Source organism: Pseudoalteromonas sp. P1-8, from assembly GCF_001399985.1.
Lineage (GTDB): Bacteria > Pseudomonadota > Gammaproteobacteria > Enterobacterales > Alteromonadaceae > Pseudoalteromonas.
In genome coordinates, this window is the sequence record NZ_LJSO01000002.1 from 305,494 (window position 1) to 330,024 (window position 24,531).

20 protein-coding genes and 1 tRNA gene are annotated in these 24,531 nt (G+C 42.4%); 13 read left to right on the forward strand and 8 right to left on the reverse strand.

What is annotated here, in order from left to right:
• The first annotated feature begins 42 nt into the window (after positions 1 to 42).
• The 3 genes from AN213_RS04925 to AN213_RS04935 all read left to right on the forward strand — a co-directional run bounded on the left by AN213_RS04925 (position 43) and on the right by AN213_RS04935 (position 2,547).
• Positions 43 to 729: a 1-acylglycerol-3-phosphate O-acyltransferase gene (locus AN213_RS04925; protein WP_095209707.1), complete on the forward strand. Its 687-nt coding sequence runs from the start codon at positions 43 to 45 to the stop codon at positions 727 to 729.
• A complete protein-coding gene (gene rraB / locus AN213_RS04930) occupies positions 729 to 1,064 on the forward strand; it encodes a ribonuclease E inhibitor RraB (RefSeq protein WP_054562721.1) in 336 nt (111 codons plus the stop codon). The genes AN213_RS04925 and rraB overlap by 1 nt, the downstream gene beginning before the upstream one ends.
• Positions 1,065 to 1,329: 265 nt before the next feature.
• The gene (locus AN213_RS04935) at positions 1,330 to 2,547 is read left to right on the forward strand and encodes an HD-GYP domain-containing protein (protein ID WP_055021199.1); all 1,218 of its coding nucleotides are present in this window, start codon (positions 1,330 to 1,332) and stop codon (positions 2,545 to 2,547) included.
• Here the strand turns inward: AN213_RS04935 and AN213_RS04940 are convergent.
• Positions 2,507 to 2,830 carry a hypothetical protein gene (locus AN213_RS04940; protein ID WP_054562719.1) on the reverse strand — a complete coding sequence of 108 codons (324 nt, stop codon included), beginning with the start codon at positions 2,828 to 2,830 and terminating at the stop codon, positions 2,507 to 2,509. The two genes, AN213_RS04935 and AN213_RS04940, sit on opposite strands and share 41 nt — an antisense overlap.
• A gap of 336 nt (positions 2,831 to 3,166) precedes the next feature.
• Here AN213_RS04940 and AN213_RS04945 point away from each other — a divergent pair, with 336 nt between their 5' ends.
• Complete coding sequence (locus tag AN213_RS04945; RefSeq protein ID WP_054562718.1) at positions 3,167 to 4,444, forward strand: outer membrane protein transport protein; 1,278 nt, start codon at positions 3,167 to 3,169, stop codon at positions 4,442 to 4,444.
• A 110-nt stretch (positions 4,445 to 4,554) separates the two neighbouring features.
• On the opposite strand, the gene AN213_RS04950 is transcribed toward AN213_RS04945, so the two are convergent.
• From AN213_RS04950 to pepA, 3 genes are all read right to left on the reverse strand, one after another.
• Complete coding sequence (locus AN213_RS04950; RefSeq protein WP_054562717.1) at positions 4,555 to 7,410, reverse strand: valine--tRNA ligase; 2,856 nt, start codon at positions 7,408 to 7,410, stop codon at positions 4,555 to 4,557.
• A gap of 23 nt (positions 7,411 to 7,433) precedes the next feature.
• Positions 7,434 to 7,880 (reverse strand): DNA polymerase III subunit chi, encoded by a 447-nt coding sequence (locus tag AN213_RS04955; RefSeq protein ID WP_054562716.1) that lies wholly within the window; start codon positions 7,878 to 7,880, stop codon positions 7,434 to 7,436.
• A 126-nt stretch (positions 7,881 to 8,006) separates the two neighbouring features.
• Positions 8,007 to 9,521, reverse strand: coding sequence for a leucyl aminopeptidase (gene pepA, locus AN213_RS04960; RefSeq protein WP_054552638.1), 1,515 nt, complete (start codon positions 9,519 to 9,521; stop codon positions 8,007 to 8,009).
• Positions 9,522 to 9,843: 322 nt separating this feature from the next.
• Here pepA and lptF point away from each other — a divergent pair, with 322 nt between their 5' ends.
• Positions 9,844 to 10,956: an LPS export ABC transporter permease LptF gene (lptF, locus tag AN213_RS04965; RefSeq protein ID WP_055197692.1), complete on the forward strand. Its 1,113-nt coding sequence runs from the start codon at positions 9,844 to 9,846 to the stop codon at positions 10,954 to 10,956.
• On the forward strand, positions 10,953 to 12,020 hold the full coding sequence (gene lptG / locus AN213_RS04970; protein ID WP_055197694.1) for an LPS export ABC transporter permease LptG: 1,068 nt from the start codon (positions 10,953 to 10,955) through the stop codon (positions 12,018 to 12,020). Before lptF ends, lptG begins: the two co-directional genes overlap by 4 nt.
• A gap of 73 nt (positions 12,021 to 12,093) precedes the next feature.
• Here lptG and AN213_RS04975 read toward each other — a convergent pair whose 3' ends face one another.
• A complete protein-coding gene (locus AN213_RS04975; RefSeq protein WP_054562713.1) occupies positions 12,094 to 12,594 on the reverse strand; it encodes an RDD family protein in 501 nt (166 codons plus the stop codon).
• Positions 12,595 to 12,735: 141 nt separating this feature from the next.
• Between AN213_RS04975 and AN213_RS04980 the strand changes: the two genes are divergently transcribed.
• From AN213_RS04980 to AN213_RS05000, 5 genes are all read left to right on the forward strand, one after another.
• Positions 12,736 to 14,388 carry an acyl-CoA dehydrogenase family protein gene (locus AN213_RS04980; RefSeq protein ID WP_054562712.1) on the forward strand — a complete coding sequence of 551 codons (1,653 nt, stop codon included), beginning with the start codon at positions 12,736 to 12,738 and terminating at the stop codon, positions 14,386 to 14,388.
• A 176-nt stretch (positions 14,389 to 14,564) separates the two neighbouring features.
• Positions 14,565 to 14,649: transfer RNA gene (locus tag AN213_RS04985), tRNA-Leu, on the forward strand.
• A gap of 880 nt (positions 14,650 to 15,529) precedes the next feature.
• Positions 15,530 to 17,701 (forward strand): bifunctional diguanylate cyclase/phosphodiesterase, encoded by a 2,172-nt coding sequence (locus tag AN213_RS04990; protein WP_055197696.1) that lies wholly within the window; start codon positions 15,530 to 15,532, stop codon positions 17,699 to 17,701.
• A gap of 46 nt (positions 17,702 to 17,747) precedes the next feature.
• Positions 17,748 to 18,761 (forward strand): fatty acid desaturase, encoded by a 1,014-nt coding sequence (locus AN213_RS04995; RefSeq protein ID WP_055197698.1) that lies wholly within the window; start codon positions 17,748 to 17,750, stop codon positions 18,759 to 18,761.
• Position 18,762: 1 nt separating this feature from the next.
• Positions 18,763 to 19,173 (forward strand): GFA family protein, encoded by a 411-nt coding sequence (locus AN213_RS05000; protein ID WP_055021203.1) that lies wholly within the window; start codon positions 18,763 to 18,765, stop codon positions 19,171 to 19,173.
• Between the two features lie 8 nt (positions 19,174 to 19,181).
• Here AN213_RS05000 and AN213_RS05005 read toward each other — a convergent pair whose 3' ends face one another.
• From AN213_RS05005 to rhlP, 3 genes are all read right to left on the reverse strand, one after another.
• Positions 19,182 to 20,372: an MFS transporter gene (locus AN213_RS05005; RefSeq protein WP_055197700.1), complete on the reverse strand. Its 1,191-nt coding sequence runs from the start codon at positions 20,370 to 20,372 to the stop codon at positions 19,182 to 19,184.
• 96 nt (positions 20,373 to 20,468) lie between these two features.
• Entirely contained in the window at positions 20,469 to 22,526 is a 2,058-nt protein-coding gene (locus AN213_RS05010; protein WP_055197702.1) for a TonB-dependent receptor, read from the reverse strand.
• Positions 22,527 to 22,614: 88 nt separating this feature from the next.
• Positions 22,615 to 23,427 (reverse strand): rhombotarget lipoprotein, encoded by an 813-nt coding sequence (gene rhlP / locus AN213_RS05015; RefSeq protein WP_054562706.1) that lies wholly within the window; start codon positions 23,425 to 23,427, stop codon positions 22,615 to 22,617.
• Positions 23,428 to 23,678: 251 nt separating this feature from the next.
• Here rhlP and AN213_RS05020 point away from each other — a divergent pair, with 251 nt between their 5' ends.
• Together AN213_RS05020 and AN213_RS05025 are read left to right on the forward strand one after the other, a co-directional pair.
• Positions 23,679 to 24,113, forward strand: a complete 435-nt coding sequence (locus tag AN213_RS05020; RefSeq protein ID WP_055197704.1) for a hypothetical protein — start codon at positions 23,679 to 23,681, stop codon at positions 24,111 to 24,113.
• Positions 24,114 to 24,211: 98 nt separating this feature from the next.
• Positions 24,212 to 24,526, forward strand: coding sequence for a hypothetical protein (locus AN213_RS05025; protein WP_054562704.1), 315 nt, complete (start codon positions 24,212 to 24,214; stop codon positions 24,524 to 24,526).
• The last annotated feature ends 5 nt before the right edge of the window (positions 24,527 to 24,531 follow it).

Consider the following 24,531-nt stretch of genomic DNA (forward strand, 5'->3'; position numbering starts at 1 on the left):
ACGAGGAGAATTCGTTTGTTAGCTATTTTTCGCATAATTTTCATGGCGTTATTCATTGTTTTGACCTGTGTTTTTGGGCTGCTTTTATGCATCGTCAAGCCGTTTCATACTAATAACGTGCATATTATTTCGGGTTGGTTTTGCAAGGTAGCTAAAATTTTAGGTGTCAAACTAGAGCTTAAATATCACGAGACTCCAAAAAATATAGGCCCTGCTGTCTATGTAGCAAATCATCAAAATAACTATGACCTATTCACTTTACCTGCCATGGTGCCAGAAAACTGTGTAAGCCTTGGTAAAAAAAGCCTTAAATGGATCCCATTTTTTGGTCAACTATATTGGTTATCGGGAAACATCTTAATTGACCGCGCTAACCGTTCAAAAGCAGCAGGCACAATCTCTAAATCAGCTGAGAAAATAAAACAAAAAGGCTTATCGGTTTGGATGTTTCCTGAGGGTACGCGAAGCTATGGCCGTGGTTTATTACCTTTTAAAACAGGGGCATTTCACACGGCAATGAGTGCTGATGTGCCAGTAGTGCCAGTTTGTATGAGTACAACGCACAAAACTATTAAGCTAAATCGCTGGGATAATGGTACAATTTACCTCGAAATGTTAGCGCCAATTTATCTTGATAAAGACGTATCTGCTCGTGACCATGCTTCACATGTTCATCAGATTATGGCTGCTAAAATAACTGAATTAGATGCTCAAGTGAGAAACAAATAATGGAAAATTGGCGCGAAATTACTGAAGACATCGTTACTTCATTGCTTGAAGATGGCTCAGATCCTGAAGTACTTTATGAAGTGGAACACCACTTTGTTAGCGAAAATTTTGAAAAGCTAGAGCAAGCCGCTTTAGCCGCTTTTAAACTAGGTTACGATGTTGAAGAACCTGCAGAACTTGAGCTAGAAGACGGCGAGAAAGTGTGGAGCTTTGACGTGGTTGTTGAGTGTGAACTTGAAGTAGAAGCGATTATGGAAGACGTAGACAAGCTAGAAGCGCTTGCTCAGCAAACCGACGTTGAATACGACGGCTGGGGTACTTACTTTCAGGAGTAAAGTTAGCGAGTTGCTAGGGATGGGAAGTTAGCAAGTTTCAAGAGTAAAGTTAGCGAGTTTCTTGAGTCGTTAGCTAAGCGATTCTAGCTTTACTCTTTCTAACTTTCCCCTAGAAACTTTCCCCTTTCTAACTTTCCCCTTTCTAACTTTCCCCTTTCTAACTTCTTAACTCATACCTATTTCGTATTCGCTACCCAATCTATAGACATTTGTAATCAATTAGCGATAATAAAAAACTCGATGTTTTTATGCGCTAAGCTCACATATGCTTATTACCTTACCCATTGCCGAACTTGTACCAGGGATGTTTGTTGACAGTGTCAGTAAGCAACAAGAGCATGTAAATAGTATTAAGATCAAAACACGTGGTTTAGTGCGTGATAAAACGATTATTCAACGCCTTATCTCTGAGGGGGTTGAAGAGCTACTCATCGACTTTACACAAAGCGATGTTGCACTCCCTAAAAAATACCAACCAAAGCCTGAACCGGCTAAACCTAAGGTTGAACAAAAGCCTGCAGCTAACGAAGCACCACAAGGGATAACGGTTCAACAAGAGTTTCTAAAAGCCAGCGTGCATTACGAGCAGCACAGCCGAAAATTGCAAGGTTTCTACTCAGATATCACATCGGGTTTAAAGGTGAATGTAGCTGTGCTTGATGATATCGCCGTTGATATAGTCAGCTCGGTATTTCGTAATCACAATGCCTTAACTATTTTAACTCGCCTTAAAGATAAACATATTTATAACTGGCGGCACATGATCAACACCGCTATTTTGGTGAGTGTGTTTGCTAAGTACCTAGGTTACAAAGAAAAGACAATTAAAGAGCTGGCAATGGGTGCATTGATGCACGATATCGGTCAGGCGAAAATGCCACAAGGTGTATTGTCTAAACCAAGTGCCTTGAACGACAACGAAATGCAAGTTGTTAAAAAGCATGTGGCGCAGAGTTTAGGTTTAGTGAAAGGTGAAAAGGGCATTACGCCGTTAATGCTCGATATGATAGTGAATCACCATGAGCGTTTAGATGGTACAGGTTACCCTCGCGGTATTGCAGCTGAAAAGCTGAGCCGTGCAGCCCGTATGATGGCAATCGTCGATGTTTATGATGCTATGACAGCAGACAGGCCGCATCAAATGGGAGAAGAGCCAATCTCAGCGCTGCGTTATTTACTTGCCAATAAGCAATTGTTTGACTCTGAGTTGGTGCAACGCTTTATTAAATGCCTAGGGGTGCACCCTGTTGGAACGATTGTGAAGTTGAATAATGAGCGCTTGGCGTTAGTGATGGAAGGTAACCACGAAAACCCAATTAAGCCGAAAATAAAGATCTTCTATAATGCCAAGCATAAGCATCATATTACTGCCAAAGATGTCGATTTAAGCGTAGAAAAAGAACTAAAAATTATTGCGAGTATTAAGCCTCTAGATTATCAGCTTAATTTGGCTCGTTTGTTAAAAGAGCATCTGCTTGTTTAGACTTAACACAGCGTTTTTTGGCACTGCGTTTTGCTGATATAAATGCACCACTAAAACAACTCGTCATTAATACCAACCACAGCAATGTGCCTTTTTCTACATGTAAGGCCACACAACATAACAGTAGTGATAAAACAGCACTCAGCATGGCGCCTAGCCAATAGTGATTGACTGGGTTATCGCAATCACCCGCTTTAGTGCACGCGCAATAGTTTGCTTTACAAAAATAATGAACACTCACACCACATAACATCAGTGCCGCAATAATCAATGCGATTTCCATACTCAAACTCAACAGTAAAACCTTTATTTTTAGTCTAAAGGGACAAGAAATAGATGTCAATGCAAATGATAATTACTACTGTTTGTTGTTTTTGTAATCAGAGCTCTGATGAGTTTTAATAAGTTGTTATCTTGTTGTTAAAATGCGGGTTTTTTACCTATTTCTAACGAAAAATTACAGTTTTTTGATCTTAATTAAGGTAATGTTCGAAAGTTTGTAATCATTAGAATAAAACATCTAATACCAACATACAGCGCTAATCTTTTATGCTTAACTAATAGGTTGCCCTCATTGTTGGATTAGCTTTCGCACAAGTTTGCAAGAGGACACAGATTTATGAAGTTCACTAAAACACTAATTGCAGCATCACTTGCTGTTGTTTCTGCTGACAGCTTCGCTGCAGCTTTCCAATTAGCAGAGCAAAACGTTTCAGGTTTAGGTCGCGCATACGCTGGTGAAGCAGCTGTTGCAGATGACGCATCAGTTGTTGCTCGTAACCCTGCACTTATGTCTTTATTCAAAGACAAGCAAATCTCAGTAGCAGGTATTGCTGTAATTCCAGATGTAAGTTTAAAAGGCGAAAGTGCTGCATACGGCTTAGATGAAAGCTCTATCGATGACGATAGCATCGCACCATCTGCATTTATCCCTGCAGGTTACTTCACAATGCCTTTAAACGATAAAGTGTCTTTAGGCTTTGGTGCTTTTTCAAACTTCGGTCTTTCAACTGAGTTTAAAGATGACTACGCGGCAGGCTCTATTGCAGGTGAAACTGAAATCGTAACAGTTAACATGAATGCTAGCGCTTCATATAAAATCAACGAACAGTTCAGCTTAGGTCTTGGTTTAAACTATGTTTATGCTGATGCAAAAGTTGTTCGTAATGCAGGTACTAATCCATTTGGTTTACCAGCTAGCACGCAAATTGCTCACCTTGAAGGTGACGACTACGGCTTTGGTTGGAACATTGGTGCGATGTATCAGTTAGACGAAAACAACCGTTTTGGTTTTAACTACCGCAGTGAAACAGATATCGACTTTGAAGGCGAGTACTCAAACCAACTTCCAGCTGCAGTTGGCGGTTTAGCGGGTACTACAGTACCAGGTGAGTTAAAACTGACTTTACCAGCAATTGCTGAGTTCTCTGGTTCACATCAACTTGATAAGAAGCTAGGCGTACACTACAGCATCTTATGGACTGGTTGGGACAGCTTCCAAAAATTAGAAGCTTATACACCAAGCCTTGAAACGCCTGTATTCTCTAAAGAAGAGAACTTCTCAGATTCAATGCGTTACTCTATCGGTACTGACTACCAGTACAGCGATGCACTTTTACTTCGTGCAGGTATTGCATACGATGAGTCACCAGCAGACCAATCACACCTTTCAATCTCTATCCCTGATACAGATCGTTTCTGGTTCTCGTTTGGTGGTAACTACGCATTCAGCGAAAACTCAAATGTTGACTTAGGTGTAAGTATCCTTCGTGGTAAAACACAAAACTTCTCTGAAAAAGACAGCCTAGCTGCTTCTTTAGGCCAAGATGTTTCATGGGAATATGAATCAAAAGGTCACGCAGTTCTAATTGGTGCTCAGTACAACTACAAATTTTAATTTTGACGCGACGTAAAGTCGCTGCTACAGAGCATTAAAAAGCCGCGCTATAACAATGTTATAGCGCGGCTTTTTTGTAAGCGCGAATAAATCGCGCTTTATATATGCTGTTATAGACTTTCGATTTTCGCTTTTTGCGCTAATAGTTTGTCTTTCGCATCTGTAAACTCAGCCAGCTTAGCATGCTCTTTAGCAAGCACGGCTTCTGGCGCGTTATTTACGAACTTCTCGTTAGCTAATTTGTTATTAACTTGAGCTAAGCCTTTCTCTGCTTTTTCAAGCTGCTTCGCGATACGAGCTAGTTCAGCTTCAACATCGATTAGGCCAGCCATTGGGATCATGATCTCAAGGTTACCAACATACGATGTTGCACACGCAGGTGCTTCGTCTTTGCTATCAAGAAGCGTGAACTCTTCAAGCTTAGCAAGAGACGCTAAGAAAGCTTCGTTTTCCGTTAAGCGGCGTTTGTCTTCGTCAGACGCATTAGCAAGCAATACCGATAATGGTTTGCTTGGGCTGATATCCATTTCACCACGGATGTTACGAATAGCAAGAATGAATTGTTTAACCCACTCTAGGTCGTCCATCGCTTGGCTATCAACATTTGCTTCATTGTAAACAGGGAAACCTTGAACCATGATGCTAGTGCCCGCAGTTTCGATACCTGCAAGTGGTGCAACACGTTGCCAAATCGTTTCTGTGATGTATGGCATTAACGGGTGCATTAAGCGAAGTAGGCTTTCTAATACCGTGATTAAGGTATGACGAGTGCCACGTTGCTGTGCTTCGTTGCCTTTAAACAATACTGGTTTAGTAAGCTCTAGGTACCAGTCACAGAATTGGTTCCAAGTGAACTCATAAATAGTGTTTGCGGCTAGGTCAAAACGGTAGTTTTCTAGATGCTCAGTATAGGTTTTAACAGTTGCTTCAAACTGGCCTAAAATCCAACGATCAGCGAGTGAATACTGTTTCTCAGCATCTGTAGCGAAACCACAGTCTTGCTCTTCTGTATTCATTAATACGTAACGACTTGCGTTCCATAGTTTGTTACAGAAGTTACGGTAACCTTCAAGACGGTTCATATCCCAGTTGATATCACGACCCGTTGAAGCCATTGCTGCAAGGGTGAAACGCAGTGCGTCTGTACCGTGTGCTTCGATACCGTTTTCGAATGTTTTACGAGTGTTCTTCTCAATCTTCTTCGCTAGTTGTGGCTGCATCATGTTACCAGTGCGCTTTTCAACTAGGCTTTCAAGATCGATACCGTCAATCATGTCGATAGGATCAAGTACGTTACCTTTCGATTTAGACATCTTATCGCCGTTTTCATCGCGGATAAGGCCAGTTACGTAAACGGTTTTAAATGGTACTTGTGGCTTGCCGTCTTCATCTTTGATGAAGTGCATGGTCATCATGATCATACGAGCAACCCAGAAGAAGATGATATCGAAACCTGTTACCAATACGTCAGACGGGTGGAACGTTTTTAAATCATCAGTGTTTGCCGGCCAACCTTGCGTTGAGAAAGTCCAAAGCGCAGATGAGAACCAGGTATCTAAAACGTCTTCGTCTTGCTTAAGTGCAACATCATCAGCAAGGTTGTTATCGCGGCGTACTTCAGCTTCGTCACGACCAACGTAAACGTTGCCTTCGTTATCGTACCAAGCTGGGATGCGGTGACCCCACCAAAGCTGACGTGAAATACACCAGTCTTGTACGTCGTTCATCCACGAGAAGTACATGTTCTCGTATTGTTGAGGCACGAACTTAATGTCGCCATTTTTAACGGCTTCTTTTGCAGGCTCAGCAAGTGGTGCTACGCGCACGTACCACTGATCAGTAAGAAGTGGCTCAATCACTACGCCAGAACGGTCACCGTAAGGTACCGTTAGGCTATGATCTTCAATTTTTTCTAATAGACCAAGTTCTTCAAATTCGCTCACAATCGCTTTTCGTGCATCAAAGCGGTCAAGGCCATGTAGGCGCTCAGGAATTGGCGCATCTAATTCAAGCTCTTTACCGTCGAATGTGTAGCTTTCACCTTCGCTTAATACCGCAGCATCTTTATTGAAGATGTTGATCATTGGTAGTTGGTGACGTTTACCTACTTCGTTATCGTTAAAGTCGTGGGCAGGCGTGATTTTCACACAACCTGTGCCTTTTTCCATGTCTGCATGCTCATCGGCAACAATTGGAATACGGCGGTTTACGATAGGCAGTAAAATTTCTTTACCGATCAGATCTTGGTAACGCTCATCATCAGGGTTAACAGCAACACCTGAATCACCTAGCATTGTTTCAGGACGTGTTGTCGCAACAATGATGTAGTCTTTACCATCTTTGGTTTTTACGCCATCAGCAAGTGGGTAACGTAGGTTCCACATGTGACCTTGTTTGTCTTTGTTTTCAACTTCAAGATCAGAAATCGCAGTGTGTAGCTTAGGATCCCAGTTAACTAGGCGCTTACCACGGTAGATTAAATCTTCTTTGTGAAGACGTACGAATACTTCTTTAACCGCTTCAGAAAGGCCTTCGTCCATAGTGAAACGCTCACGGTCCCAATCTACAGAAGCGCCTAAACGACGTAATTGTTTAGTGATCGTGCCACCAGAGTGGTTTTTCCACTCCCAGATTTTATCGATAAATGCTTCACGGCCAAGGTCGTGACGTGTTTTACCTTCTTCAGCTGCAAGCTTACGCTCAACAAGCATTTGCGTTGCGATACCCGCGTGGTCAGTACCTACTTGCCATAAAGTGTTGTTGCCTTGCATACGCTTTAAACGCGTTAGCGTATCCATGATGGTATCTTGGAACGCGTGGCCCATGTGTAAGCTACCCGTGACGTTTGGTGGCGGGATCATAATTGAGTATGCGTCACCTTGGCCAGACGGTTTAAAGTAGCCATTTTCTTCCCAGCCTTGGTATAAAGACTGTTCAATATCTTGCGGATTATAGGTTTTATCCATTACACAGAACCTTAAATAAATGCTTAAATGTCAATTTCTTGCGTTGCAATATGGGCGCCCAGTTGGCGAAGCTTTTTAAACCGCTCACGGGCGGCTTGCTTAGCATTTGGCTCAACGGGTACGAAATCATAAACCTGCTGAAAACGGCGAATAAAATCCGGTAGGTGTTCAGCTAAGTTGATTAATATTTTTCTGTTGCCGACAGGTGGAGTCATACCAATTTCAACCGGAGCGCCACCTTTAGGGCCTTCACCTTGTAAGTTGTGAGGTACAAAACTATCTGGTTCAAATGACCAAATGATGTCGTCGATTGTGTGGGCCGTGTCGGTGTTATCAGCGTAAATAAATACGCGATGACCTAGACGATACTGATCCGCAGCAATTTTAGCTGCCAGATCGAAAACAGCGCCAGCCGTTTGGTGGGCACTATCATCTTGTTTTAGAACGTAAAATTGTGCGTTCATATTCATAGTGACTTTCGTCCCCACAGATACACAGATCAAAGCAGGGATTTTGACATAGAACGCGAATTGCTTCAATTAATAAGGCGCCATTTGGCGCCTTATTTAGGGATAGTTTTAAGCTTGCGATAAGGCTTAATCGTGACTTGCTTCACTCACGCCTGCGCGGTTTAGTAAATACTGAGTCAACATAGGTACCGGACGACCGGTTGCACCTTTGTTTTTACCGCCGCTGCGCCATGCCGTACCTGCGATATCCAAATGCGCCCAGTTATATTTTTTGGTGAATTTAGATAAGAAGCATGCAGCTGTAATGGTGCCTGCGGCACGGCCACCTAAGTTGGTGAAATCAGCGAATGGGCTTTCAAGTTGCTCTTGATAGTCATCCCATAAAGGTAACTGCCATGCGCGGTCGCCACTTTGCTCAGACGCTTTTAGTAGGTCATGGGCCAGTGGGTTGTGGTTTGATAGTAAACCTGTGGCATGTGAACCCAGCGCGATAATACACGCACCTGTCAGTGTTGCTACGTCGACAACGGTATCAGGTTCAAAGCGCTCAACATAAGTGAGTGCATCACACAGTACTAAACGGCCTTCAGCGTCTGTATTTAACACTTCAACTGTTTGCCCCGACATAGTGGTTAAGATATCACCCGGGCGATAAGCGTTTGAGCCTGGCATGTTTTCACAACCCGCTAAAACACCGACAACGTTAATTGGTAATTGCATTTGCACTAAAGCGCGCATAGTACCAATAACACCTGCTGCACCACCCATGTCGTATTTCATTTCATCCATGGCTTCGCCTGGTTTGATCGAAATACCACCTGAGTCAAAGGTTAAGCCTTTACCCACTAACACGATTGGCGCTTGGTCTTTGTCGCCACCTTGATAGTTGATCACTGACATAACCGATTCATTAGCACTACCACGGCCAACTGCTAGGTATGAATTCATGCCCAGTTCTGCCATTTTTTCTTCGCCAATAATATCAACGCTTACATTATCGAAGTTATCAGCAATTTCTTGTGCTTGCTCACCTAAATAAGCAGGGTTACAGATATTTGGCGGCATGTTGGCAACATCTTTACATAACTTGCTACCTGCAGCGATGGCTAAGCCATGCTCAATTGCACTTTCGCCAATGGTTAACTCGCGACGCGTTGGTACGTTGAAAACAATTTTACGTAGTGGGCGACGTGGGTCGCTCTTTTTGCTTTTCAGTTGATTGAAGGTATACAAGCAGTCTTGAGTTGTTTCAACTGCTTGGCGTACTTTCCAATAAGTGTCACGGCTTTTAACGTGTTGCTCAGTTAAAAAGCATACCGCTTCCATCGAACCGGTTTCGTTTAGCGTGTTAATCGTTTTTGAGATGATTTGTTTATATTGTTTGTCATCAAGCTCACGCTCTTTACCACAACCTACTAGTAGTACACGCTCGCTCAGTACATTAGGTACATGATGCAATAGCAATACTTGGCCTGGTTTACCTTCAAGGTCACCGCGACGCAGTAAGTTTGAGATATAACCGTCACTGATTTTATCTAATTGTTCACCAATGGGGGATAAACGACGTGGCTCATAAACGCCTACTACAATACATGCGCTACGTTGCTTTTCTGGACTACCACTTTTTACGCTAAATTCCATTGTTACTCCTGATATTGAGTCGTATAACCTTAGTTTATAAGGGTAAGAAATTCTTTTTCGAGTCCTTTCTTACATTTTTTAGTTTAATAGCACTAATCTTAGTACATAAACTATGACTCTATTTATGTGTTTTTGAACTTTATCTTAATGTGAATATCAATATCACATAATAGACGCCATCTGCACCATTTATGCAAGATTATATGTTCTTGCTAGGTATGATATTTAACTTTGATGGCATATAATAAAGTGAGTAAAATAACTAGTTTACTCAAAATTCCTTACTATTCCAGTGAAACTCGATGTTTAACAGGGGCGAGCATTGCTAATTTTTCGTTATTTGACCACTGAAGTCTTCAAGTCGCAGGTCGCCGTATTTTTAACTTTGATGACTATTTTTGTGTCTCAAAAGTTTGTTGTTATTTTAGGAGACGCCTCTGAAGGGGGTCTTCCAGCTAAACTTGTGCTCTCGATGATTGCACTAAAACTTCCTCAACTTGCTTCACTTATCTTACCTTTGAGTATCTTCTTAGGGATTATTTTGGCATACAGTCGCATTTATGCAGACAGCGAAATGACTGTTTTCAAAGCCTGTGGTGTCAGTGAGTGGTATGTGGTTCGTGTCACGCTTATCTCAAGTACTGCGATGGCTATTTTAGCCGGTGCGCTTACTCTTTATGTTGCGCCATGGGCCAGTGAGCAAGAATATCAATTAAAAGAACAAGCGAAAGCCGATGCTGGCTTATCGGCACTTCGTGCTGGGCGTTTTCAGCAAACTGGAAACGAAAAAGCGGTGGTTTTTATTCACAACATCGAAAATAGCGGTAAAGAGCTTCACAAGGTATTTGTTGCACAGCTTCCTGACCGTGAAAAAGGTGACTTAGCCCGTTTAGTATATGCAGAGCGTGGTGTGGTGATTGAGCAAGATAACGGTGAGCAGCAACTTGTTCTTAATGACGGTAAGCGCTACGAAACAGATGGCGAGTCTGCTGCGTTAAACCTAACAGAGTTCGATGGTTACAGTGTACAAATTCAAGATCAAGAAATTGAGCACCAGCGTCGTAAGTTAGAAGCTATTCCAACACTTGATTTATTCAAAATGAAAACCTCTGAAGCAATTGCGCAGTGGCAGTGGCGTTTAGCTATTCCGCTTTCAATTCCATTATTAACTTTACTCGCAGTGCCTTTGAGTGTGGTGAATCCGCGCCAAGGTAAATTCGCTAAATTAGTGCCTGCAATCAGCTTGTATTTAGGGTACTTCATTTTATTGAATGCAGCTAAGTTTGCTGTTGAAGATGGTAAAATTCCGCCTTCAATTGGTTTGTGGTGGATCCATTTATCAGCCTTGTTTATTGGTGGTTTCTTGATTATTAAAGGTCGTCCGCTCGGCGCATGGTTAAAGGCAGTTGTGACTAAGCGGGAGTTAAGCGCATGATGAAAACACTCGACTGGTATTTAGGTCGCAGCATAATTCAAACCACCGGTTTTGCATTAATGGTGCTGGTAGGTATTAGTACCCTCATTAAGTTTATTGAGCAGTTAAAATCAGTTGGCCGTGGTAGCTATGATATTGCAACTGCGCTGATTTACACCCTGTATAGCATGCCGGGTGATTTAGTTATCTTTTTCCCAATGGCTGCCTTGATTGGTGGCTTAACAGGTTTAGGTGCATTGGCCTCAAACAGTGAGCTAGTCGTTATGCAAGCGGCGGGTATGTCACGCCTGCAAATTATTGCATCAGTCATGAAAACCGCGATGTTTATGGCGATTTGTATGATGGCGCTAGGTGAATGGGGTGCCCCAGAAGCACAGCTCAAAGCAAAAGAAATACGTAACCAAGCGATTTATGGTGGTGATGTATTTAATGCTAAGCAAGGTGTGTGGGCGAAAGATGGTAGCAACTTCATTAATATTGAAGATGTCGATCAGCAAGGCACTTTACGTGGCGTGCATATGTATCACTTTGATAAATCGTTACAACTTACTCAAATTACCAAGGCAGAAGAGGCAATAAACCGTAAAGATGGTTGGTTACTTCGTGATGTAAATAAAGTAATGATCACGCCAGAGCAGATCAATACTGAGCAGCATAAAGAAGAGTTTTACGACTCGCAACTGACCGCCGAAAAATTAGGAGTGGTGTCGGTTAAGCCCGAAGCGCTGTCATTTACTGGGCTTTGGTCATATTTAGGTTATTTGCAGCAAAATGAGCAAGACACCAGCACTTATGAGCTAGCGCTATGGCGTAAGATCATGCAGCCTGTATCTATCGCCGTTATGTTGTTAGTTGCTTTATCGTTTATATTCGGCCCGCTTCGCACAGTAACCATGGGCGCACGTATCATCATGGGTGTTATAACCGGTATTACTTTCCACTTAACCAATGAGATATTTGGTCCTGTGGTGATGGTTTACCAAATTCCAGCTGTGGTTGGTGCCGTATTACCAAGCCTACTGTTTATTGGTTTTGCGACTTATCTATTGAATAAACGAGTGTAATGCTCGTTTAAAAAGCATAAAAAAAGCGTGGGTTGAGCCACGCTTTTTTGTGCTTGATGTGTTGCTTAATCACTTAATCAAGTGAGCGATAAATACGTTTATTTTCTTCTTTGGTGAGGGTGATCACTTCAGTTTTTGCGATGTAATCTTGCAAGGCACGCTTATTTTTAAAATCGACCAACACCACTAAGTTACCTAAACCTAATAGTGCAGTAATGGCTCTAAGAGCGCCTTGATGCCAGCTAATTAAATGACCATCGAGAGTTTGCACCTTTAAACGCCATGCACGCATACCAATAGTTTGGCCGCTCTTAGCCCAAAAATAGCTAAAGAAACTAACACTCACTATCACCAATAACACACTACGAATGCCATACAATAATGGTGAATTTTGAATGAAAGCAGATACATCTTCAGCGTCACCAATACTTAGTAAGTCTAAAGAAATTAGCCCTTGAACAGCTAACAAATACAGTACGGTTGTCAGCATCGCAAAGGCAATGATAACCAAGGTATCGTAGATTAAAGAGGCAAAGCGGCGCCAGAAACCGGCACGTGGAAACTCAGCTGACATAAACAATCTCGTCCAATTAAATTGCGCAGTAGTTTAGCAAAGTCCTTCGCAAACAAGAAATACTTAACGGCTGTTTAGCAAGTCGACAAACAGGTCTGACCTGCTATAGTTGAGAAAATAATAAAAAATGAGCACACAGTTATGGCCGTTTCTCAAAGCGAAACTCATCAGGTATTTAATCAACCCAAACCACTTGAAAACTACAATGCCTATGAGGCCGACACGGTACTTCAATATTGGCAAAATCGTTTTGCAGGGCAATGGGGAACTACGCATTTAACGGCGTTTGGGGAGCAAGTGGGAGGAGTATTACTGCAAGCTGGGTTCTTAGCAAACAAACACTTACCCGAATTAACCACTCACAGCCGATTTGGCGAACGCATAGACCAAGTTGATTATCACCCAAGTTACCATCAGCTAATGCAGCACGCTATAGAGCAAGGGCACTGCGCATTGCCTTGGCAGCAACAAAAAGCCGGTAGCCATGTTGTAAGAGCCGTTATGGCGGTGCTGCACAATCATGCTGATCCGGGCTCCGGCTGCCCATTAACCATGACCTTTGCCAGTGTGCCTGCCATTGCGAGTCAAGAAAATGTAGCGGCTATGTGGCTACCTAAAATACTGGCAAATCATTACGATTCAGATAATAAGCCTTGGACCGAGAAAAAAGGTGTCACCATAGGTATGGCGATGACCGAAAAACAAGGCGGCTCTGATGTTCGGGCGAACACCACCAAAGCAGACGCCATCAATGAAAGTGGTGCAGGGCAATTATATGCTTTAACCGGCCACAAATGGTTTTGCTCAGCGCCTATGAGCGACGCCTTTTTGGTACTCGCTAATACCGATGACAAGCAGTTATCTTGCTTTTTAGTGCCGCGCTGGCTCGAATCTGGCGAGAAAAATGCCATGTATATTCAGCGCTTAAAAAGTAAATTGGGGAATCAATCAAATGCGAGTTCTGAAATTGAATTTAGAGGTGCACATGGTTGGTTACTCGGTGAGCCGGGGCGAGGCATTGCCACTATTATTCAAATGGTTGCTTTAACCCGTTATGACTGCATGTTGGGTTCAAGCTCGCTGATGTTACAAGCAATAAAAGAAGCAATTTGGCATACATCTGGGCGCAGTGTATTTGGTAAAAACTTGCATCAACAGCCGCTCATGCTCAATGTATTGGCTGATTTAGCTATCGAGGCCGAAGCTGCACTCGCCATTTCAATGCGTATTGCCCATGCCCTTGATAAACAAGATAATAGTAATGAGGTGGCATTAATACGCAGTGCCACAGCAATCGGTAAGTATTGGATCTGTAAGCGGGCAGTGCAGCACACTTATGAGGCTATGGAATGTATTGGTGGTGTGGGTTATGTTCAAGACAACATTACCAGCCGACTTTATAAAGAAGCACCGGTAAACTCTATCTGGGAAGGCTCTGGTAATGTGCAATGCCTTGATCTTTTACGCGTGTTTAGCCGTGAACCAGAATCACTTGAGGTGCTTATTAATGAGCTTGAAAAAGCGCGCAGTTTGCACCCTGATTTTGCGATAAAACTCGATGAACTAAAAGAGGTGCTCACAGATACTGCAAACCTCGAAATGCATGCTCGGCGCATAATTGAGAAGCTCGCGCTACTTTGGCAAGCAGCAACACTATTACAATTTGGCGAGTCACTTATTGCCGATGCGTTTGTAAAAAGTCGTTTAAGTGGTGCAGGGTTTAGTCAGTACGGCTGCCTGAGTCATGATATCGATTGTCAGGCGATTGTTTCGCGAATGATGCCAAAACTCTAAAGTTAACAACTTGTTTAATTATTGTGCGGTTGAGCACTGGCGCCGCACAAAACGCTTGCCGCCTTACCCATTCTTTGTATAATGCTTGGCATAGAGACAAAAGCAATTAAAAAAGCTCTTGCTCTAAAGTGGTTTTTCTTTATCTTCTCGTGTTTAGAAGGTTAAAGAAAAATGAAGCCAGTATGATGGAATTGGTAGACATGACGGATTCAAAATCCGTTGCCTTCGGGCGTGGCGGTTCAAGTCCGCCTACTGGTACCACTTTTGAACCCTAGCCAATTGGTTAGGGTTTTTTTATGCCTGAAAAAAGTAGTTAGCGGACTTGAGCGCCACGCAGGGCGTGGCACTGGAATAAGTAAAAGTCCGCCTACTGGTACCACTTTTATGACCCCAGCAGATTTGCTGGGTTTTTTTTATGCCTGAAAAACCCCAGCCATCAGCCATCAGCTGTCAGTTTTTTAGCTAGAGCGGTGCGGTTGTTGGGTTTTGAAGCCACCCTTAGCAATTTAATTCGTAAAAGCATTGTACGAGGTAGTTTACTGCCGAACCAGCAATGCTGAAAAATATAATTCATGGCTAAAGCCATTCCTACGGGTGCATTTAGCCTAGCGCCTAAAGCCTACAACTCAATTCTATATTTAGAGTTAATTAAAAGTTCAGCCATCAGCTGTCAGTTTTTAGCCGAACGGTGCGGTTATTGTTTTTTGAAACCATCCTCAGCAATTCAATTCGTAAAAGCATTGTAGGAGGTAGTTTACTGCCGAACCAAGAAAACCGAACCAGCAATGCTGAAAAACATAATTCATGGCTAAAGCCATTCCTACGGGTACATTTTGCCTAGCACCTAGCACCTAGCACCTAGCACCTAGCACCTAGCACCCAGAGCCTAACACCTATAACTCAAATCTAAGTACCAATTCAGGCTCTATTAAAGCAACTTTTGTTCTATTTCTAAGCGGTCAAGTTCAAACTATGCTTAATCTACAAATAACCACGAAAAATGTGTGCTTATTTGTTTGAAAATTAACCGTTTAAGACTGGAGTACGATGGTGTTTGAATACATCTTATAATACAATTTGTGGCCTTAAGAATAAGTGAAGTCAATCACTTAGTGCACATTATCGGGTAAGGTAGCTTAGCGTGGGTACATACGACTTAAAGCGTATTGTTGAAAGTATTTCAAATCTTAAAAGTGAGAACTTTTATAATGCAATATGCCTGTCTTTATCAGAAGTGCTTGGTGCTTCTCATGTTTTTTTAGCTCAAGTTGATGAGTTAACTCAACATGCGACGACCATCGCTTTGGCTGCGCATGACGAAATCATTGAAAATATCAGCTACGATATTCGTAGTACGCCATGTAATGATGTTAGTTGTGGCTGTATTTCAAGTTACAGCTCGGGTGTTCAGCAGCTATTCCCACATGATCAGCTACTTGTCGATATGGGCATCGAAGCCTATGTGGGTGTTCCACTACAAAGTATTTCGGGCAAAACCGATACTATCCTTGTCGCGCTATTTCAGCATGAAATAGGCGATGCACTACAGATTGAATCGTTCTTTTCGCTCTTTACTGGCCTTATCCAGCGTGAAATCGAAAAAGACCGTTTTATTGCTAAATTAGATTTCTCAAACCAACTGATTGAGCAAAGTCACGAAGCGATTTTTATTTGCGACCACAATGTACATATTACCTACGCGAATACCGCATTTACTAAAATGACGGGTTATTCGTTGGATGAAGTCTTAGGGCAAAATCCAAAAATTTTAAGCTCAAACAAGTATGACCCGCATTTTTATAAAGCAATGTGGCACCAAATTAATACTGAGGGAAAGTGGTCTGGTGAAATCACCAATAAAACCAAACAAGGTAAGTTGTACACGCAGTTTTTATCGATAACCAAAATGCAAAATAATGGTGAAGATTGCTATGTGGCGTTTATTTTGGATATCACCGAGAAAAAAGAAGCCGAGGAGAAAATTTATTTTCACGCAAACCACGACCAACTTACCGGCTTAACTAACCGTTTTTACTTTAAAGAGTATTTGTGCAAGCTAATATCGTCTTTGTCGTACCAAGACGATGCAAATACTAACCTAGCCGTGATCTACTTTGATGTTGATAAGTTTCAAGATATCAATACCGTTTATGGCTTAACCTTTGGTGATAAGGTTTTATGTGAGCTTGCAGAACGCCTCGACGGTAGCTTCAAAGAATCTGCTTTTTCGCGTATCGATGGTGATAGTTTTGCTATCTTACAAACTTATCAGCATGTCAGTGAACTTGAGCATGTTTGCAAGCAAATTACCGCGTTACTTGTTGAGCCTGTATCTATTGGCGGCATTAGTCAGCAGGTTTCAGTTACGCTGGGCATTAGTCAATTTGAGCAAGCTGGAACGGCGACTTCACAAGAAAAAATCGAAAAAATAGCCCGTCGCTTAGTTCGCCAAGCTGAGCTTGCCACCTTAAATGCAAAACAAACAGGCGATGAATATCTGTTTTTCTGCAAAGAGATGGATAACAAGGTTAAAAAGCACAACTTACTGGTTGAGCAGCTTACACAAGCCGTGAAGAACAACGATATTGAAGTGTATTTTCAACCTATTATTGATATTGAAAATAACACGGTCGCTAAATTCGAAAGTTTAGTGCGTTGGAACAACCAAGGACAATGGGTATCACCTGCCGAGTTTATTCCGCTTGCAGAAGAGTCGCGGGTGATTATTCCTCTCGGTGAGCTTGTGTTGATTAAAACCTGTCAGCAAATAAAAGCGTTAGAAGCACAAGGATATGAAAACTTTGTTTTTAACGTAAACCGTTCTTTATTTGAGTTTACTGAGTTTAATCCAGAGCGTAATGCATGGCTTGAAACCATTAAAAGCCAAGGGGTTAAGCCATCGCAAATTTCATTTGAATTAACCGAGAGTGTTTTAGCGCCAGAAAATACCAACCACCTAGACGTGCTTACGCAGTTGAAGCAAGCTGGGTGTTTAATTTCGCTAGATGATTTTGGTACGGGTTATTCGTCTCTTAGCTACTTGCGTCGTTTTCCGGTTGATGTACTTAAACTTGATAAGTCATTTATTGATGAAGTACATGTTGATTTAGGCGACGAAGCGCTGGTTAAATCGATTATCCAAATGAGTCGTGTTTTGGGTATTAAAGTCGTTGCTGAAGGGGTTGAAGAGCGCGAGCAATTGGCTGTGCTAACCGAAGCCGGTTGTGACTATATACAAGGCTATTACTTTTCTAAACCATTGCCAGCAAATGATGTAATTCCATTTTTAACGCAATTTTCTCGAGAGCAGTAGGTAATTACTGTATGATTTTGACATCAAACAGTTAGCAAAGCTTGTGATGTCAGAATTAACCGCAAAGCAAAACATAAAGGCGATTGTTACAGCCATTAAGGCCGAAGAGCAGTCGCTTAGAGCGCGTTTCCCTATACTCAACCAGCAAAATACACTTGCGATGTTTATTCTGCTGGTGTCGTTGTGCTCACTAATCGGTGTTGCAACACTTTATTACTTAGCGGTTATTCCCTCGTGGCTGTGTATCATTCTGGTTGCCTTTATTACCTCGGTATCGCATGAGCTTGAGCATGACCTTATCCACAAGCAGTACTTTAGTAATCGTCCTTTTATACATAACTTTATGATGTTAACCGTGTGGCTTATGCGGCCAAATACGGTTAATCCTTGGTATCGCAGAAAGATTCATTTACATCACCATAAAGTATCTGGCACGTCGCAAGACTTAGAAGAGCGTTTGGTGGGCAATGGCATTAAATCGCCATTTTTGAGAGCCTTGGTCATCACTGATGGCTTGCTAGGTTTGCTAGTTAATACCAAGCGATTTAGTAAAGAAATTAGCGGTTTTAAGTTTTTACGGGTATTTAGTGCGGGCTTTCCGATTGCAACCGCATATTTTGCGATTCTTTATGGGGTAATTGCTTATTACGCTGTGCAGTTTTTGCAGCCATTTACATTGCCAGATTGGGGAGCTGAGTTATTGGCGATGGCAGAGTTTTTAATGGTGGTACTTATCGTGCCTAATATTATTCGTTCTAGTTCTCTTAACTTAGTGACATCTTCAATGCATTATTATGGCGGTGTAAATAACTTGCTTGAGCAAACGCATGTGATCACCAGCCGCTGGTTTTTACCGTTTCAGCTATTTTGTTTTGATTTTGGCCGAACCCATACAATCCATCATTTTGTGCCGAATCAGCCCTTTTACATTAGACAATTGATCAGCAAAAAAATACGTCCTATTATGGCCCAGCACGGGGTACGTTTTAATGACTTACAAAGCTTAAAACAGGCTAATCATTACCCTGTAAAAGGGCAATCATCTCAACAAGGAGTTTAATATGAAGGTCACTGGTCGTTGTCATTGTGGTGAGGTAACTTATCACGCAGAAGTGGATGAAAATAAAGTGATTAACTGTCACTGCACTGACTGTCAAATTATCTCGGGTGCGCCATTTCGTACTGTTGTTGTGTCTGTGCCTGATGGGGTTACTTTTACAGGTGCTGAGCCAAAAGAATATATAAAAATTGCCGAGAGTGGTAATCAGCGTGCGCAAGGGTTTTGTGGTAACTGTGGTACAGCCTTGTACGCGACTTCTGTAGGAGCTGGCGAGCGTATTTATGGCTTACGTATTGGCGCCGTAGAGCAAGCTGATGAGCTTATTCCAAAAGCGCATATTTGGTATCGCTCATATAAACCTTGGCTAGATAACCTAAGTAATATGAGTGCCTTTGAAACCGCACCTAAGTAGCTGCGGTTTTATTTCTCTTGTTGGTCGATAGTGATATTTCGGCCGCTTAAGTAACCAAATAAAGCACACAACAGGCTAGATGCAATACACAGCCAAAGTGCTCCTGCCCAGTTATTAAAATAACTATGTAAGGCGCCCGCAATAATAGGGCCTGTTGCAGCCAATAAATACCCGATACATTGTGCCATACCCGATAACGCTGCAGCTTGCATTGAGTCATGAGTGCGCAGGCTTACAAATGATAAGCCCAATATAAAACAGGCACCTGAGCAAAAACCTAAGGTGACTGACCAAAGCATCGCAAAGCTAGGCGCAACTAATAATCCAACAGAACAAAGCGCGCCAAGTAATGCCAAGCTTAGGGTTAAGATGCGTTGATCTTTTAATTTGGCAAGTAGTGGAATAAGCACAATACCTGGTAGCGCTGAGGCTACTTGAAAGGCGCCTTGCAAAGCACCCGCGTGCTGCGCACTGTGGCCGCCTTCTATTAAAATGCTGGGTAGCCAACCTAGCATGATATAAGTGAAAAACGAGTTAAAGCCGAGCAATAAGGTGATTTGCCAAGCAAGTGCAGAGTGCCAAATTTTGCTTTGTGTATTGTTCGACACATGTGCCTGTTTTGGCATGGTATGTTGCTTAAGTTGTGGTAACCACACCACAATAGCCAGCACAACCAATAAGGCATAACTGGCAAGCGCCAATTGCCAACCAAGGTCTTTATACTCAGCCAGCGGAATGATGAGTGCTGAATAGCTGCCACCAAATATGCCCATTGCCAAAACATAACTAGACGTCATTACTGCCACTTTGTGTGGAAAGTCTCGTTTTATCAGGCTTGGCAATAACACATTACCAATCGCGATACCGACACCAATCACTGCAGTGCCAATAAATAATACGGTGGCAGAATCAATAACACGAGAGACAACCCCTATGCCTATTAATACAAGGGCAATGAAAAGTGATACTTCAAGGCCACATTTTTTAGCAAGGCTTGCTGCCATAGGTGAAGCAATAGCAAATGCAATTAAAGGTAAAGTCGTCAACATGCCTGCTTGTGATGCATTTAACTTAAATTGATCAATGATCTGTTCAAGTACTGGAGCAATACCAGTGATAGGGGCTCGCAAACTGGCTGCAATAAGAAAAATGCCCAGCACTAAAAGAAGGTTACGAATTAGATTTTGAGAAGATGACACGCTGTTTAGGAACTATAGTAATAGGTACATTTATCATACCAAAACACTAAACAGCGTGGGTGAACTATGAGATAGCTCACCAAATAATGCGGTTATTTAAAACTGATAACTTGCTGATAACATGGCGTTGCGCGGTCTACCCGGAAAGTAGCGATCGCCACTAAATGTTGTGTAGTCAGCGCGCTCTGCATAACGTTCGTCGGTTAAATTGTTTATACGTGCAGTCACAGTAAAGTTAGCTGATAGCTGCCACGCCGCTCTTAAGTTTACTAATGAGTGACCTTCGTAGCTATGCTGGTTTTCAGGATCAGTAAAGTAGCTGCTGGTGGTATGTAGCTCAAGCCCAACACGCGTGATGTCGTTTGCTTGCCAAAGTAGTTGTAAGTTAGCGATGTTACGCGGTGCAGTATCAATGAGATTACCATTGATATTAACCCCGCTGAGTAATTGGTCATAACTGTATGTATGCTTGGCGTGGCTCGCGGCTAACTGCATCGATAAGCTTGGCGTAATGGCATAGGCTAACTCAAGCTCAATACCACGATGCTGGGTTTGGCCATCATTGACGTAATAAAAATCACTGTCGCGGAAAATCGTGTTCTTTTTATTCATTGCATAAATGCTAACTACATAATGCAGTTGTGCTTGTTGACCTTTTAAACCTAGCTCGAGGTTTTTAGCTGTTTCAGATTTCAGATCTGCGACATTTTGTTCGCGTTGTAACTGATAAAGCTCTGCCGCTTGCGGTGCTCGATAACCTTCTGAAGCATTGGCGTAGATAAACTGGTTATCAGCATATTGATAGCTTAAACCAAGCTTAGGTGAAAAGTTAGTAAAGCGATTTTCGCCGCTTTCTGGTCGAGAATAGCGGCATCCGCCCATTGCGCATGCTGTACCATCTTCTTTTGTGCGACCAGCCAACATATGGTTGTCGTAGTCATAACGCATACGCTCGTATCGACCACCAAGGCTGATGAGTAACTCATCAAGTTGCCAATCAAGATTCACAAATGGTGCTAATAGGGTGCTAGTTACTTGATAGTCGTAATGTTTTCCTTGAGGCACGGTGGCAACTAAAAACGCTGAGCCTTGAGTTGGGCTATACTGATATTGTAAAAAATCAGCATCCGTAAGCTCACCATCAAAGCCAACTGTTAAGAGGCTAGAGCCTGTTAACTTATGCTGCCAGCTTGATTGAAGGCCAACACCTTGCTGAGCATTTTCTTCAAGGGGAGTACCCGGTAAAAAATGCTTAAAGAAGGTCATGTTTTGATCGCGGATATAAGGCGTTAGGGTAAAGCTGTTAGCCTCATCTTGTGTCCAATTTAGCTTGGACCAAACACGCAAAGAGCGAGCTTTACGAAATGCATCAGGATCAAAATTAGACTGAGCTATTTGCTCATCCTTATAGCTTTCAAAGCCTTCGATGTAACCAGCCGTTTGTTGATCTAAATGGGTGTAAGTCAGGCCTGTATTTACACTTAGTTTTTCGCCATCAAAACGGTGACGCAGTGATAGCTTTTCTTGATCAACACTTTCGTCATCACGATAACCCGTATCTCGGGTGATCGTGGCATTAATGCCTAAACCTTGCTGGCCAAAGTCACGGCCCGTACCAAGTTTGTAGCGAGTGTAGCCAAACGAGCCGTAATCAAAACCAAGTTGGTTGTGGTCATAGGTTGTATCTGGCGTGATCACGTTGACTACACCATGGACTGCGTTTGAACCGTAAAGAGCAGAGCCCGGGCCTTTCAGTACTTCGATACGTTCAGCCATTTCAGTGTGGGCTTCGAATAACTCATTGATGTTGCAAAAACCAGCTGCGCGAAGTGGAATACCATCTTCAGCAGTAAGTAAGCCTCCGCATGCACCTGCGCCAGAAAGTACAGGTGAACGTAAAGCGGGTAAATACTCCTGGCCATTACCGTGTTGAAGATTAGCACCGGCCACTTGCTTAAGGGCTTGTTCAATATGAGTAGGAGCGATAAGCGCCAGTTGCTTTTGTGAAATACTGCTGACCACAACAGGCAAAGGATCTGCCAACACTTCGCTGCGCGAGGCGGTCGTTGTAATATGTTCTAGCTCATTATTAGCGAAAGCTTGATGGTTAAACAATGAGGTGCTCACAAGCACTGAGAGTATCGACAACTTCATGAAAACCCTTTGGTTAGGTACAACAAAAACCAAAGGGTAACTGCTTTTTAGGATGGGTAAAAGCTTTCGCGATTAATAACTTTGTCTGTTATGCGCTACGGCGATGTACGGCAAAACCAGCCAGTGCTGCAACTAACCAGAACAAGCTACTGCCGCTACTGCCGTTTCTGTGCGTGACATTAGCTACTTTTTCTTCTTTAACGCGGGTTTTAAATTGCGCCAATTCAGTATCTAGATTTGTGATCATGTCATCAACAGCGCCATTAAAGCTTGCCAGCGATTGCTCTTTAGCGACTTCATCGATGCCAATCGCTGTGCTGCGTTGCTCTGCTTTATGTATACCTGGAGCGCGAAACAGCATTTTTCGGCTTTTTACATCAAATACGGCGGTATCTACAAAGGTTTGTACTGAGTTTTCATTGCCCGGAATCACATATAAACCAACAATCGTTAGATATAAAAAAGCGGCGTTATTTTCTAAGCTTTGCGACACTTGGTCGTACGAAACAAGGGCCATAATATCCACATCATATAATCGTGATACTTGCTCTAATGCGGTAAATCCTTCGCCGCCTTTTAAATAAGTACTTGGGATCACTTCAATGCGGTCAATATAGTCATATTGCATAAACTGCTTTTTAACTTTGTTCAGCAGTGCCACTTCGTCACCGTGGTGTAAGCCATCATTGTACTTGTTAGGAATAAAGGCAATCCCAACAGTAGCAGGTAAGTTTAAAGTTGGGATCGTTGCTTGGTGTGCCGCTCTGTCTTGCTGGTCTGGGTAAAGGTACTCAACCAATGAACTTGATTGCGTTTTTTGATTGCCATATTGGCTCATCATGGCACTACAACCCGTTAGTGCAGTAATGCTAATGACCAAACACCATTTTAGTACATTCATAAATTATCCTTATTATGTAGTGAGGAAGCGTTTGTTTATGTTGCAAATATAACGACAGACGCCCCAAACGGAACTGTAACTCAGACTCGGTTTTTCGTAAATAGTGCCAAAGTAGTTTAAAGAAATGTAAAGATTAGCTTTCTAATGTATTGATATGTAAATAGTTACGTTTTTAAATTGTAACCCTTCATCTATGATTCAGGCTAAAACGTTAGGCTTTTTACCAAGAGCAAACGTTGAGGGTCTCTATTATGAATAAATTACTTACTATCTCAGTTGCCGTTTTAGGTTTGAGTTTGATACCTATGGAAGCAAACGCGAAACATGATCGTGACCATGATAGATACGAACATAAGCACGAACGTAAAAAGCATAAAAAGCATAAAAAACACCATAAACATCACCATCATGACAGATATGATCGTTACGATAGATACGACCGTTACAGCTACCGTGATTTACCACCTGGTTTATACAAAAAAGTAGGACATGGTGGTGGCTTACCACCAGGTTGGTATAAGCGTTATCATCATGGTGATATTCTTGATCGTGATATATATCGTCATGGGCGAGTGATTAAACGTCGCGACCGAAACGGTATTATTGCCATCGAAATCGACGACCGCCTTATTCATCTAGTACACGATACGCGAGAGATTTTATCAATCGTTACTCGCCATCGTTAATCCTGTCAAAAGCCGCTTAGCGGCTTTTTTTAGCTGTTTCATACCCAGTTCAGAAAAACTTGCTACGCTTAACTAGGACTAACAAAAGGAGCACTCGTATGAAAGCATTGTTAACAGTTGCAGTGATTGGTTTAAGCCTAGTGACGGCTGGCGCACTTGCAAAAGACAAGGATAAGGACAAAGGTAAAAGTCTGCCACCTGGCCTTGAAAAGAAACTTGATAATGGTGGTGATTTACCACCCGGTTGGCAGAAGAAATTACGCAAAGGCGATATTCTTGACCGTGATATTTACCGCCGCGGTAAAGTGATTAAATCACGAGACAGAGATGGTCTAATTTCAATTCAAGTAGACGATACTGTCGTGCGTTTAGTGGAAGATACCCGAGAAATTATTTCTATTTTGAGTCGCTAATTTTG